Raw genomic sequence first — 13,799 nt, forward strand, 5'->3', positions numbered from 1 at the left:
TTGTTAACTATAGAAAAATATGGAGCCATCGATATAGGTTCCAATGCGGTACGATTATTAATAAGTAGTATTCACGAAGAGAAAGGAAAAACTACTAGATTTAAAAAAACAAGCCTCGTTAGGGTACCAATCCGATTAGGAGAAGATGTTTTTAAGTCCGGACGTGTTTCTTTGGAAAATATTACTAGAATGATAGATGCCATGCAGGCATATCAATTATTGATGAAAACGCATAAAGTGATTAGATATAAAGCCTGTGCAACATCTGCTATGCGCGAAGCTGAGAATGGAGAAGAAGTAGCACGCCTTATAAAAGAGAAAACAGGTATTCAAATAGATATTATAGATGGTAAAGATGAAGCTGCTATAATTGCCATGACAGATCTACACGAATTGATAAATACAGATGCAACATATTTATACGTAGATGTAGGAGGAGGTAGTACAGAATTTACATTATACCATAATGGAAATACTATTATATCCCGATCTTTTAAATTAGGAACTGTAAGACTTCTTAATAATTTGGTTTCTGATAAAGTTTGGAAAGATGTAGAAGATTGGATTAAAGAAAGTACTAGAGGCTATGGTAAAGTTTCATTAATTGGATCTGGAGGAAATATTAATAATATCTTTAAAAATAGTGGCAAAAGAATGGGAAAACCACTATCTTTTTTATATCTAAGTTCTTATTATAAATTGCTTAATTCTTTAACTTATGAAGAAAGAATATGGCAACTTAATTTAAACCAGGATAGAGCAGATGTGATTACTCCAGCAACTCGAATATATCTTTCGGCGATGAAATGGAGCAGTTCCAGAGAAATCTTTGTTCCAAAAATTGGTCTATCTGACGGAATTATAAAATCATTGTATAATGAAAAACTAAATAATCGGTGAAATTCATAAGTAGTACATTTTATCGATTTTTAAAGAGTAATAATCTTCATAGAGCCCCGAAAAGTCAATAAAAATCCATTATTTTGCGTTAAATTGAACCGTAATCTAATATCTTGTACTATGAAAAAAACAGTACTATTCACTGTGATTTTATTAATATTTGTTGCTTTAAAATCTCAATCTCAGGAGATTACATATGGAGTAAGACTTGGAGCCAATCTAAGTTCTATTAGTTCTGATGATATTCCTGAAAATCTTAAAGATAGCAGATTTGGTATAATAGCAGGTTTCTTAGCAGAAGTCCCTATTAACCAAAAATGGAGTATTCAGCCAGAGTTTCAGTACTCTTCTTTGGGTAATGATGATGAATCCCTAAGAATAGACTATCTTCAATTACCAATATTACTTAAATATAATTTTTCAGAATTGTTTAATGTTCATATCGGCCCTCAGGTAGGACTTAAGATATGGGAATGGGAAGATAACTCAACAGTCGAAACAAATTTTAATACATTTAATCTATCTGCTGTTGCAGGTATTGGTGTACGTATTACAGAGAATTTCTTTGCTGATTTACGATATGGTTTTGGTGTGTCTAATGTTATAGATGATGAAGATATTCCTGGAGGAGCAAAGGGAAGTAATAGGAATATTCAACTTTCTTTTGGTTACAAAATATAATATATAGGATAAAACACACTATGTATTGTATTGCTTATAATTATCAAAGAAGGACTTCTTTATAATAATACTTTTGTTGCTATATTCTAGCAAAAGATTACTATTCAGTTTATTAATGATTTTGTTGGTCGTCACCCTGGAAACCCTGATATAGTTTGATAGCTCATTTTGGTTAAGGGGAGAATGTATAATAATTTTTTCCGAATTGTAAGGACATCCAAATTTCTCTTTAAATTCAAAAAGTACTTTTATTAACCGTAATTCTGCGGATTGAATTTGAAGTGTTTTTATTCTATTTTCATACTCCTGATATTCCTTACCTAGTATTGATAAAAAGTCTTTATAAAGATCTGGATTTTTTTTTATAGCCTTTTGTATGATGTTTTTATCAAATTCATACACTTTTGTTTCTTCACTAAGAGATTCATAAATACAATATGAACAAAAATCTATAAAAATTGAACTTGCCCCAAAAACTTGGTTTTTTGTCAATATAATAAGAACTACCTCTTCTCCTTGGTCAGTAAAACAACCAATTTTCATAACTCCATTCTTAATAAGATAGATCTTTTTAGAGCATGCCCCTGTACTTTTTATAACCTCATTTTGATAATAAATGTTACAATTGTATTGATCGTTTTTTACTAGAATGTTTAATAATTCAAAGCACATAGGGGTTATTTTTACAAATTGAATTATTTTCTGACTTTCATTAAGTAAATGTTAAAAAATTGAATTGTTAACAGATAATTAAGTTTTTTATTGTGAGTTATACGCATTCTTTTTACGCTAAAAATGTAATATCATATCCATCATAACTAAAATAAAAATGATTAAATGTTAGAATTTTTATATCAATAATTTCGATGCGTTTCTAATTTCGGTGCAACAAATATTAACTCTTAATTTGCACAAACTCATGAAGCGCACAAACTCAACGTGTAGAGGTATACATCATCTCTATAAAAATAGTATTCCTAGAAGACTATATCAGATAATTTCATTTAGTAGATTAAACTAGAAAGGTATTTTTGTTATGGAAACTACAGTTTCTCATGCTACTTCTGAAGCAGAAGTACGTGACACTTTTGGGTATATACCCATAGTACCAGGCGATACTTTTATAAAATCTACAATAGCAAATTTATCATTACCAGATCAATATCTTTTTCAAAGATTTGGTCAGGGACCAATAACCAGAATTCCATATAGATGCATACATCATGCATTTGAAGCCCATGCCAAGGTAAGTCCTAATGCCATTGCTGCTAGTCATTTAGATAAAATAATTACATATAAAGAATTAGACTATCAAGCAAATTTACTGGCTTTAGAACTTATAAAAAATGGAGTTCAAAAAGGCGATAATGTTGGGTTGTTCGTTCAACGATCAATACCAATGTTAGTTGGGATATTAGCCATCTTAAAAGCAGGAGGAGCTTATGTTCCCCAACATATTGGATTAGCCAAAGATGAGCAGTTAAGGTATGTTATCAAATCTGCAAGTATAAATTTAATACTCACTTTATCAGAATTTAAAGATTTAGTACCAGTAGTAGATGGTCGTAAGCTTATCGTAATAGATGATTTTTTAAAATCTAATGCAAATAGCAGTGAGCAAATAACATTACCACATATACCTGTTACTGAAAATGATATTTGCTATATAATTTTTACATCAGGAACAACCGGAGAACCCAACGGAGTACAGGTTAGCCATGGAAATACGTGTAATATACTCCTCACATCACCTGGTAATTTGGGAATGAGACCCGGGCTAAAAGTAGGGCAAATTTTAAGTATTGCTTTTGATATGTCTGTATGGGAAATTTTGGGGAGTCTGGCAAATGGAGCTACTTTGGTTATACGGGGGAAAAATATTCAAGAAACGGTAAGTGAGGTAGATGTGGTGATTTCTACACCAACGATTCTTAGTTCCTTGGATGTTACACGTTGTCAGAATGTTCGTGTGGCCATAGTTGCAGGAGAACCTTGCCCAAGGATTTTGGCAGAAAACTGGTCTTCATTTTGTGCCTTTCATAATTCTTGTGGACCCACCGAAATTACAATTATCAATACTGTAAAGCGGTTTTTTCCAACAGATGAATTACTTACCATAGGAAAACCTACGCCTAATAATACAGTATATGTTTTAGATGAAAACTTAAAACCTTGTGGTATAGGTGAAGCAGGAGAAATGTGGGCTGGAGGTCTTTGTGTAACTCATGGATATATCAATAATCAAGAATTAACAAATGAAAGATATGTGGATGACCCATTTCTTGGTCAAGGTAAAAAAATGTTTAGAACACGAGACTTAGGAAGATGGACTTTGGATGGTGAATTAGAACATTTAGGAAGAACCGATGATCAGGTAAAAATATGTGGCTTTAGAGTAGAATTAGATTCTGTATCCTCTATTATAGAAAAAATGCCAGATAGTAAAAGAGCAGCAACCTTAAAAATAGATAATAGAACATTAATATCCTTTGTAAGTCCAGAGGATATTGACCAGGAAAAGGTTAAAAAACAAGTAGAAGAAGTACTACCATATTACTGTGTTCCGGCAATAGTGGTCCCTATGCCAGAACTTCCAATGACAGACCGTGGTAAAATCGATAAAAAAGAATTAATGAATCTGATCCCTCTAAAACAAGAACAAGAAAAAGAAAAAGCAACAAACATAAAAATTGATCAAAAACCTATGAGGAATGAAGAAATTCCTAATTTAGAAATGGTAGAACTACCTCCTCAGAAAAAATCATTTAGCAGGATATGGAAAGGAGAAAAGCTAATGCACTATTATCGCTTATTTGCATTGCTTTTAATAGCAAATATTGGAGTTATGATTTATGGGATAACAGAAGGGAATTGGTGGTCTCAGCAAGAAATGCGCTTAGATATTATATCGAAGATTACACTAATTAATTTTACAATAGGAATCCTTATCAGGCAACAATATATTATTAATTTCCTGTTTTGGGTAGCTACCAGTATTCCTACCAGTTGGCCTTTGTCAATAAGAAGAAGAGCCGGGAAAATATATCATTTTGGAGGAATCCACATAGGAGGAACTATAAGCGGAACCCTTTGGTTTATAGTGTTTATGGGATCCTTGTATTATGATTTCTTTAATCCCCAAAATGAAACTTCTAAGGATATTATGTTGTTATGGGTAACCACTATGCTTACAGGGATTTTGGTTTTTATGATTATTATGGCTCTACCAAAATTAAGAGCAAAATTTCATAATAGTTTCGAAAAAACTCATCGATTTGGTGGATGGACAGCACTAGTGCTATTTTGGATACAAACGATACTTATATTAAGTGATAATGGTTCAGAACAACCCTTTTTAAGTAATTTATTCAATTCTTTTAGTTTTTGGGTATTAGCATTAATAACGACCAGTATAGTATTACCATGGCTAAGATTAAAAAAAGTAGAAGTAGATATTACAAGACCATCAAATCATGTTATTCTTGCAAGATTCAATTATGGAGAAACTCCTTTTGCCGGTTCCTCTACAGCAATTAGTAGAGATCCTTTAATGGAGTGGCATTCTTTTGCAAATGTACCAGAGCCTGGTAGAGAAGGATTTCGATTAACCATCTCCAGAGCAGGGGATTGGACAGGTGATCTCATTGATGATATGCCAAAACACTTGTGGGTTAAAGGAATCACTACTGCAGGAGTAGGAAATGTTGATAAGCTATTTAAAAAAGTCATTTGGGTAGCCACAGGTAGTGGTATTGGCCCCTGTTTACCTCACCTTTTTTCTCAAGAAACTCCCGCTCGTTTAATATGGGCAACACGAAACCCAAGAAAAACATATGGAGATGAATTGGTAGAAGAAATTCTCGAATCACAACCAGAAGCTATCATATGGGATACAGATGCCCATGGAAAACCCGATATGGTGAAACTCGCATACAAAGCATATAAAGATTTTGATGCAGAAGCAGTAATATGTATTTCTAATAAAAAACTTACCTGGAAAGTAGTCTACGGAATGGAAAGTAGAGGAATACCTGCATATGGCGCAATTTGGGATTCTTAAACTTAAATACGTACTAACACAAACTCAACTTTTTTATACAACAACATATAGCAGAAACTAACAATTTTAATACAGACGTCTAAAAAAAAATAGACAGTCTATAGGAGATGCTATGTAAAAATTAAAACTATGAATATAAAAATCGAACAAAGAAAACGGGTAGTGATTATAACCTTAAATCGCCCAAAAGCATTAAATGCACTAAATAGTGCATTGATGCTGGAAATGGTTTCTGTTATGCAGAAATTAGATAAAGACCCAAGTGTGGGGTGTTTTGTAATCACAGGATCTAAAAAAGCGTTTGCCGCAGGAGCAGATATAAAAGAAATGGAAAATAAATCCTATATGGATATGTTTCATGAAAATTATTTTGCTGCCTGGGAAGCTTTTACAGCAATTAGAACCCCTAAAATAGCAGCTGTATCTGGGTATGCCTTAGGTGGGGGATGTGAATTAGCTATGATGTGTGATATCATCTACGCATCTAATACAGCAAAATTTGGTCAACCAGAAATAAAACTGGGAGTGATTCCAGGAATTGGTGGGACCCAACGCTTAACAAAAATGGTAGGAAAAACAAAAGCTATGGATTTGATTCTTACCGGACGTTTAATGAATGCAGAAGAAGCAGAACGATCAGGTCTGGTGTCTCGCATAATACCAGTAGAAACCTTACTAGAGGAATCTGTAGAAGCAGCAGCAATTATTGCTTCTTATAGTAAGACAACAGCTATGGTTGCCAGAGAAACTATAGATAGAGCTATGGAGTTAAGTCTTCGCGAAGGGGTACTCTACGAAAGAAGAGTCTTTCACGCACTATTCGCTACAGAACATCAAAAAGAAGGTATGCAGGCTTTTGTAGAAAAAAGAAAACCTGATTTTTCTATACCTAATAAAAAACAGACCATTCAAGCTCACTAATCATTAAACATATATTAAAGAAACTAAATCATGAAAAAATTCATAATATTATTAATTGCAATAAGTTTTCAGTATTCAACAATACAGGGACAAGAAGAAAAAAAGAAAAAAGCAACATTAGCTGTAAAAGTGATCCAAAATAGTGTTGCAGGGTTTTCGACCTTATTTTTAGGAGGTTTTGAAACGAATAAAAATTTTGACATCACTTTTTATAGTATGTTCTGGACAAACCCTTCCTTTGGAAACCTGCAATCTGGTAGTGATCAATTATTAGAAACAGGTATTGGATTAGGATTTAAACTAATGGACGGAAATCTATTTCTTAATCCTGGTATAGGTTTTGGTCATGGAAAATTCTTTTCAGATGTTGCTGGGACTAAGATAGGAGAGGCCGTAATACCCAATACTTTTGTGGCTTACCATGATTCTATTTTTGATATAGAAGCTTACTTTGCTTATTATAAATCATTAAGAGATAAAGAAGATATTTCTACAAGGGATTTACTCCTTTTTTGGGCAGCACCCGGAATTAATGTAAGTGATCGTTTAGTACTAGGAGGGTTTTTTGAAGAATTAGCCTTTATGAATCTGGAAAATGATGATGTTAATAAAAATATACAGGTATATCGTTATTTAGGAGGTTCTGTAAAACTAAAACTTGATAGTGGTATGGCATTTAGATTTTCTGCAGGTGCTAACTTGGTTACAGATGTAGGTGCATCAGACGAATTTTATAAAGTATCTGCTTTTATACCATTTTAAGAGGATAAGTGTTAATCCATATATCAATTTATGTGATAATGGTTAAAAATCCGTTTTCACAGTTCAGATTGTTATATTATCTTTACTTGTGATGTAATGAATAAAGCTATCGAGAGATAGCTTTATTCTATTTTCATCCATTTTTCTTATCCGTGAATTGCCTCTTTATTCCCTCGATATTTCATTATTTCTGCTTCAAAAATTAGCAACTCTTGCCATTTTTGTCAACTTCTTTGCGATTTCCATATTGGCGAGCAAAATTTATAAACATGGTATAATGATTAGCTTCACTTACCATCAGGCTTCTATAAAAATCAGCTAATTCTGGATCTTCTAATTCTTCAGAAAGTAATTTAAAACGCTCACAACTTCTAGCTTCAATCAAAGCAGCATATAATAAGCGATATGTTTCAAAATATTAAAATTTAGAGATAAATATTTTGAACATAGTAAAGGTAAGCGAAGTAGCAAATTAGTAGAAAAAATCAAGCCAAAGAGAGCTCTAAAACAGGTCTTACGAAGTCTTTGGCTTGAATGATGCTAAAAAAAGTTAGTGATTTGATTTTAAGTTATTTGTGTTGACTTAAAACATGAATTAAGATGTCTTATTACATGTTTTGGGACATGTGTTAATTGATTATACTTATTTTTTTTATCAATTTAGCAGCAACTTTAACTAAACAAACTTGACAAAAATGTTACTATTACAATCCACAAGGCTTTTAGCAGTATTCACTGTTAGAATAACTGCTATTTAGTTATTTCCCAATAATCAGTGCAAAATTACCTCAATCTGAGAGCTCATTCATTCAATTACTATTATTGGATATGATTTTTCTAACAGTGAGATATAAATAGTTTCGTAAATTATTCTTCAATAATTCTACGATCACTTCTTTTGCATTTAAACTAAATTTTTCAACCAATACAAATTACTATTAAAACTCTTAAAAGTTTTAATGTGTAGCATCATTTGTTATTACTTTTTTGATCTCTTATCAAAATGAGTAAATAGAAAATGAAGCTTCTAATTTAGATAAACTCTACTTATGTTAAATAATTAGTGTGTTATTTTAGAATTTAACACATTAATGTAGTACGTCAACTTTATAGTTTTATTAGAACTAATTAATATAAAATTTTTAGAGTTAATGGTTTGGGGTCAGCCATTATCAATTAAATATTCAAATCTTAAAATCAAAAAAATGAAACGTATATTAACAATCGCAATTGCTCTTTTTACAATAATGAGCTTTGCGCAAACTCAACCACAAAAGGCTAGTGATCTAGTATCTCAACAAAAAAAATCTGGTTCTGATTTTGAAAAAATTCAACTTTTCAAAATAATAGATAAACAAAAAAATAACCTAAAACTTCCTAAAGGACTTCATGATTATGTGTTGTTTTCATTAGATCAAAACAAGATGAAATCTTTGCAAGGGAGTTACCCAAATACTATGAATTTAAGTATTCCAGGGCAGAAATCAGCAATGTCAGTTGATCTTGTAAAAGTGAATATTAAAACAGACGATTTTTCAGCTTTAGGTACTTCGAATAAGGTATTGCCTTCTTCTGGTATAGCACATTATAGAGGTGTGGTAAACGGACAGTCTAATTCTCTAGTAGCTCTTAGTTTTTATAAAGATAATGTATCTGGTTTTATTAGCCCGAATGGTCAAGGGAGTATAGTATTGGGTGCTTTAAGTAATAGCAAGAACCATATTATCTATAAGGACAAGGAACTTAGTTATATAAATGATTTTTCTTGCCATGTAGAGGACAATATGGAAAAAGGATACACTCTTGAAGAATTGTCTTATAATCCACAGAGTAAATCAGCAGCAAAGTGTGTAAAAATGTTCTTCGATATAGCCGCAGATATTGTTAGGGATAAAGGAGGAGAACAACAGGCTACTAATTATATGGAAACTTTATTTAATCAGGTGGCTGCCCTGTATGCCAATGATCAGATAACGCTCAAATTATCTGGTACCAAAGCTTGGAGTTCTAATGAACCATTTCAGAATTCTAATCTTGATAGCTATGGTAGATATAGGAGAAATAATGGTCTTAATGGAGCAGATTTAGCACATCTGGTTAATTATTCATATAATGGAGGATTAGCTGCGTCTATCGCAGATTTGTGTGGTTCTAAGAACTATGCAGTTTCTGGTATTAAAGGTAGTTTTAGTAATGTGCCTACTTATTCTTTTGATGTATTTTTAGTATCTCATGAAACAGGACATCTTGTAGGATCACGGCATACGCATGCATGTGTATGGAATGGTAATAATACCGCAATAGATGGTTGTGCTGGTCGTGTAGAAGGAAATTGCTCGCTGCCAGGAAACCCAGCTGGAGGAGGAACTATTATGAGCTATTGTCCACAAACTAGTGTTGGTGTGGATTTTAGCCTAGGGTTCGGCTCTCAACCTGCTAATGTGATCCGTAATCATATTTCGAGATCGAGTTGTATACAGACTTGTGGTGGTACCGGATGTAATACAGGAGATGCAGTATCTGTTACATTTACCAATAATACAGATTGTACTTTAGAGTATTTCCAGAACAATTCTTTACAGGGATCTGCCAATGCAGGAGGCTCGTATAATGCAAATACTACTATAGGAAGTGCATGGCAAGCCAAAAAAGCTTCGGGAGATGTAGTAGATAACTTTACAATTGCTTGTGGCCAAACAACCTATAACTCTTCAGGAAATTGTAGTAGTGGTGGTGGTAACTGTGATGGTGTAGCACCATATTCTCCTAATGTTCAATATTCTTTTGGTGACCGTGTAACCTATAACGGGTCTCTGTATGAATATACTCCTAATGGATGGAATAACTTAGGGCCTTGTACTACAACAACTGACCCTTGTGCGGGAGTGGCACCATATTCTCCTAATGTTCAATATTCTTTTGGTGACCGTGTAACCTATAACGGATCTCTGTATGAATATACTCCTAATGGATGGAATAACTTAGGTTCTTGTGGTGGAGCATTTTCTGCTTTCAAAGGAGATGGACCAGCAGGAGGATTACAATTTAAAGCATTCCCTAATCCAGCAAAAAATATTTTAAATCTGGAAATTAATAATGTGAAATCCGCTTCTTCTCAAATCAGTATCAAGGATATAAACGGAAGAACATTAGAGATGATAGATCTTAAAACACCTCCGGGAGGAAATGTAGTGAGAAAAACATTAGATATTAGTAAGTTATCTACTGGTATCTATTTTGTGCAAGTTACTACTAGTAGTAGAACACTTACTCAAAAGGTTTTTGTAGAATAATTTTTAAATAATAATAAAATTTGACCCTATTTATAAAGAGACTGTCTAAAAAGGCAGTCTCTTTTTTTATTATTTGAGTATGGTTTTTATCCTTACGATTATCAATCATTTGGATATAACTAAATTAGCTAACCTTATTACCCGTGAATTGTCTCTTTATTCCCTAGGGATTTCATTATTTCTGCTTCAAAAATTAGTAACTCTTGCCATTTTTTGTCAACTTCTTTTCGATTTCCATATTGGCGAGCAAAATTTAAAAACATAGTATAATGATTAGCTTCACTTACCATTAGGCTTCTATAAAACTCAGCTAGTTCTGGATCTTCTAATTCTTCAGAAAGTAATTTAAAACGCTCACAACTTCTAGCTTCAATCAAAGCTGCATATAATAAGCGATGTACAAGCTGGGTTGTTCTACTTCCTCCTTTTGGGAAAAAAGTTATCAATTGAATCACGTAGTCATCTTTTCGATCTCTACCCAGAATCCAACCCCGTTCAAGAATTTTATCATGAACCATTTTAAAATGACTCATTTCTTCTTTTACCAGTTTTATCATCTCTTGCACTAATTCTGTGTATTCAGGAAAACTCACAATAAGTGATATTGCTGTAGAAGTAGCTTTTTGTTCGCAGTATGCATGATCTGTAAGAATCTCTTCAATATTTTTTTCTACAATATTTACCCATCTTGGGTCTGTGGGAAGTTTTAAGCCTAACATGGTTCCGGTAGTTTTTTATAATAATTACAAATTTATGAAGTAACTCATTATAGAACTAAGATTCGAAAGAAAATATTAATTTTTTCATTTTTACTTGTTCGAAGCAACCTTAAAGATTTTTATTCATCTTATTAAAAATACATATTATGAATAAAAGTAGCCTGGTTGGTCTAATTGTAGTATTAGGATTCTTAGCTTGTAGTAGTGATGATGATAATAATAACCCAAGTAGTTGCGATCAATTAACCGTAATTAGTTCAAAACAATATATTGATGAACCAAATCATGATTTGACGATAAACAGTTTGAAAATAAATGAAAATTGTTTGAAAATCAGTTTTGGTTCCAGTGGATGCAGCGGGGATAGTTGGGAGTTGAAACTTATTGATTCTGAAGAAATTTTGGAAACCAACCCGCCACAAAGAAATTTAAGATTGTCTCTAAAAAATGAAGAATTATGTAATGCATTTATTACTAAAGAAATATCATTTAATATTCTTGGGCTAAAAGTAGATGGTAACAGAGTATTGCTTAATATAAAGAACTCAGACGATCAGATACTTTATGAGTATTAAGGAAAACTATAATAATTTGATGACAAGATCAAATTAAATATCTAAATCAAAAGAGGAACGTAGCTTATCAATAAGAGGATTTTTTTCTCTTAATTTTTCATACTTATCCTGGGGGGTGAAGGCATACTTTTTAGAAGCCTCTTCGTTTACAGTAATCTTCATTTCAATACTGTAATTTTTTAATTTTTTGAATAAAAATTGTAATAACCCGGATTGAGCAGCTTCCATATCAATTTTCATCGATTGGTTAGGCAACTCTAATGAGATAGAACCTTTGTCAAGGGTAGGGATATTCATGGCAAACATAGATCCAATAATACGCTCTCCTTTTTTATCTTGCATTTTACCATATTCTATCCAGCCTTCCTGCATTTGTGATTCTGTAAATTCCTCTTTTGGTAAATTTTCAGGATCAACTACCTGTTCTTCTTTACTTTCTTCATGTTCTTTTTTCCTCTTAATACTACTTAGTGATAATCCAGAAGTTTTACGTTCCTTATTTATTAAAACTGGTTTTTTCTCAATTACAACAGGAGCTTCAACGGTAATTGTATCTTCAGAATCATCTTCTTGAATATGAGATTCTGTGTCTTTGTCTTGTGTAACCTCAGAAACTGGAGTAGTTGAAGGTTCTGGTTTTTCTTCTACTTGAGGAGGTGTGCTATTTTGTTTTTCAGTTTTTTCTAAAGCCTTTTCTTTTATTTCAGATGAAATTTTAACTGGCTTAATTCCCTTTTCCTTAAAATAAGAAGGAGGAATTATGAAGGGTTTGTCATTTTTTTTTTCTCCATCCACAAGGATAGAGGCAAGTTGCATTAGGCATAACTCAACCAGCAGTCTTTGATTGCGACTGGTTTTGTATTTTAGATCACAATCATTAGCAAGTTCAATACCTTTAATAAGAAAACCATGCGGAGCTTTTTGTGATTGCTCTAAATATTTAGCTTTTGTTTGCTGTCCTACTTCTAGAAGATTGATAGTAGCCTGATTTTTACATACTAATAAATCTCTAAAGTGCGATGCAAGACCAGATATAAAATGATGCCCATCAAAACCTTGAGCAAGAATTTCGTTATATTCTATAAGGAGTTGTGGGATATTATTCTCAAGTATTAAATCGGTAGTTTTAAAATAAGTTTCATAATCTAATACATTCAGGTTTTCGGTTACCGCCTGTCTGGTTAAATTTTTCCCACTGAAACTAACAACTCTATCAAAGATTGATAAAGCATCTCGCATTGCGCCATCTGCCTTTTGAGCGATAATTTGCAAAGCATCTTCATCTGCAGTAATTCCTTCCTGTAAAGCTACCTGCATTAAATGATTTTTAGCATCGGTTACTGTAATGCGTTTAAAATCAAATATTTGACAACGTGATAAAATTGTTGGAATAATTTTATGCTTTTCTGTTGTTGCCAGAATAAAAATAGCATGTTTAGGAGGCTCCTCTAATGTCTTCAAAAAGGCATTAAAAGCTGCTTGAGAAAGCATATGAACCTCATCAATAATATATACTTTATATTTTCCTACTTGTGGTGGAATCCGTACCTGATCGATAAGGCTTCTAATATCATCTACAGAGTTGTTTGAAGCAGCATCGAGTTCAAAAATATTAAAGGCAAAATCTTCATCTGGATGCTCATTTCCATCCTGATTAATTGTTTTTGCCAGAATCCTGGCACACGAAGTTTTTCCTACTCCTCTTGGACCAGTAAATAATAATGCTTGTGCAAGATGATTGTTTTCTATAGCATTAAGCAGCGTATTAGTAATTGCCTGTTGCCCTACAACATCCTTAAATGTCTGGGGTCTGTATTTACGTGCTGATACTATAAAATGCTCCATCGTTACAAAGTTAAAAATTGCTTACAAAAAATAAATTATAGCT

General features: G+C 32.7%; 10 protein-coding genes and 1 pseudogene. 7 read left to right on the plus strand and 4 right to left on the minus strand.

The window, feature by feature from the left end:
* Positions 1 to 900: a Ppx/GppA phosphatase family protein gene (locus tag AAFU52_RS21075; RefSeq protein WP_438423454.1), complete on the plus strand. Its 900-nt coding sequence runs from the start codon at positions 1 to 3 to the stop codon at positions 898 to 900.
* Between the two features lie 120 nt (positions 901 to 1,020).
* On the plus strand, positions 1,021 to 1,581 hold the full coding sequence (locus AAFU52_RS21080; protein WP_024769340.1) for a porin family protein: 561 nt from the start codon (positions 1,021 to 1,023) through the stop codon (positions 1,579 to 1,581).
* Between the two features lie 18 nt (positions 1,582 to 1,599).
* Here AAFU52_RS21080 and AAFU52_RS21085 read toward each other — a convergent pair whose 3' ends face one another.
* Positions 1,600 to 2,253: a Crp/Fnr family transcriptional regulator gene (locus AAFU52_RS21085; RefSeq protein ID WP_438423455.1), complete on the minus strand. Its 654-nt coding sequence runs from the start codon at positions 2,251 to 2,253 to the stop codon at positions 1,600 to 1,602.
* A 364-nt stretch (positions 2,254 to 2,617) separates the two neighbouring features.
* Between AAFU52_RS21085 and AAFU52_RS21090 the strand changes: the two genes are divergently transcribed.
* From AAFU52_RS21090 to AAFU52_RS21100, 3 genes are all read left to right on the plus strand, one after another.
* Positions 2,618 to 5,641 (plus strand): amino acid adenylation domain-containing protein, encoded by a 3,024-nt coding sequence (locus AAFU52_RS21090; RefSeq protein WP_438423456.1) that lies wholly within the window; start codon positions 2,618 to 2,620, stop codon positions 5,639 to 5,641.
* Between the two features lie 129 nt (positions 5,642 to 5,770).
* Positions 5,771 to 6,562 (plus strand): enoyl-CoA hydratase, encoded by a 792-nt coding sequence (locus AAFU52_RS21095; protein WP_438423457.1) that lies wholly within the window; start codon positions 5,771 to 5,773, stop codon positions 6,560 to 6,562.
* A gap of 30 nt (positions 6,563 to 6,592) precedes the next feature.
* Entirely contained in the window at positions 6,593 to 7,324 is a 732-nt protein-coding gene (locus tag AAFU52_RS21100; RefSeq protein WP_024769344.1) for a DUF6733 family protein, read from the plus strand.
* 146 nt (positions 7,325 to 7,470) lie between these two features.
* Here the strand turns inward: AAFU52_RS21100 and miaE are convergent.
* Positions 7,471 to 7,730 (minus strand): annotated as a pseudogene (miaE, locus tag AAFU52_RS21105) (tRNA isopentenyl-2-thiomethyl-A-37 hydroxylase MiaE); the annotation flags it as partial.
* A gap of 799 nt (positions 7,731 to 8,529) precedes the next feature.
* On the opposite strand from miaE, the gene AAFU52_RS21110 reads away from it, so the two are divergent.
* Positions 8,530 to 10,617 carry a M12 family metallo-peptidase gene (locus AAFU52_RS21110; RefSeq protein ID WP_438423458.1) on the plus strand — a complete coding sequence of 696 codons (2,088 nt, stop codon included), beginning with the start codon at positions 8,530 to 8,532 and terminating at the stop codon, positions 10,615 to 10,617.
* Positions 10,618 to 10,754: 137 nt separating this feature from the next.
* On the opposite strand, the gene AAFU52_RS21115 is transcribed toward AAFU52_RS21110, so the two are convergent.
* Positions 10,755 to 11,336, minus strand: a complete 582-nt coding sequence (locus AAFU52_RS21115) for a tRNA-(ms[2]io[6]A)-hydroxylase (protein WP_438423459.1) — start codon at positions 11,334 to 11,336, stop codon at positions 10,755 to 10,757.
* Positions 11,337 to 11,482: 146 nt separating this feature from the next.
* On the opposite strand from AAFU52_RS21115, the gene AAFU52_RS21120 reads away from it, so the two are divergent.
* Positions 11,483 to 11,911, plus strand: a complete 429-nt coding sequence (locus AAFU52_RS21120) for a hypothetical protein (protein WP_024770029.1) — start codon at positions 11,483 to 11,485, stop codon at positions 11,909 to 11,911.
* A 33-nt stretch (positions 11,912 to 11,944) separates the two neighbouring features.
* On the opposite strand, the gene AAFU52_RS21125 is transcribed toward AAFU52_RS21120, so the two are convergent.
* On the minus strand, positions 11,945 to 13,756 hold the full coding sequence (locus tag AAFU52_RS21125) for a DNA polymerase III subunit gamma/tau (RefSeq protein ID WP_024770030.1): 1,812 nt from the start codon (positions 13,754 to 13,756) through the stop codon (positions 11,945 to 11,947).
* Positions 13,757 to 13,799: the final 43 nt, after the last annotated feature.

This window comes from Aquimarina macrocephali (assembly GCF_051627225.1).
Taxonomy (GTDB): domain Bacteria; phylum Bacteroidota; class Bacteroidia; order Flavobacteriales; family Flavobacteriaceae; genus Aquimarina; species Aquimarina macrocephali.

Excerpts from the sequence above, each read along its gene's own strand:
- AAFU52_RS21090 (WP_438423456.1), top strand. The coding sequence starts at position 2,618 with ATGGAAACTACAGTTTCTCATGCTACTTCTGAAGCAGAAGTACGTGAC.
- AAFU52_RS21085 (WP_438423455.1), bottom strand. The coding sequence starts at position 2,253 with ATGTGCTTTGAATTATTAAACATTCTAGTAAAAAACGATCAATACAAT.
- AAFU52_RS21120 (WP_024770029.1), top strand. The coding sequence starts at position 11,483 with ATGAATAAAAGTAGCCTGGTTGGTCTAATTGTAGTATTAGGATTCTTA.
- AAFU52_RS21095 (WP_438423457.1), top strand. The coding sequence starts at position 5,771 with ATGAATATAAAAATCGAACAAAGAAAACGGGTAGTGATTATAACCTTA.
- AAFU52_RS21110 (WP_438423458.1), top strand. The coding sequence starts at position 8,530 with ATGAAACGTATATTAACAATCGCAATTGCTCTTTTTACAATAATGAGC.
- AAFU52_RS21080 (WP_024769340.1), top strand. The coding sequence starts at position 1,021 with ATGAAAAAAACAGTACTATTCACTGTGATTTTATTAATATTTGTTGCT.
- AAFU52_RS21125 (WP_024770030.1), bottom strand. The coding sequence starts at position 13,756 with ATGGAGCATTTTATAGTATCAGCACGTAAATACAGACCCCAGACATTT.
- AAFU52_RS21100 (WP_024769344.1), top strand. The coding sequence starts at position 6,593 with ATGAAAAAATTCATAATATTATTAATTGCAATAAGTTTTCAGTATTCA.
- AAFU52_RS21115 (WP_438423459.1), bottom strand. The coding sequence starts at position 11,336 with ATGTTAGGCTTAAAACTTCCCACAGACCCAAGATGGGTAAATATTGTA.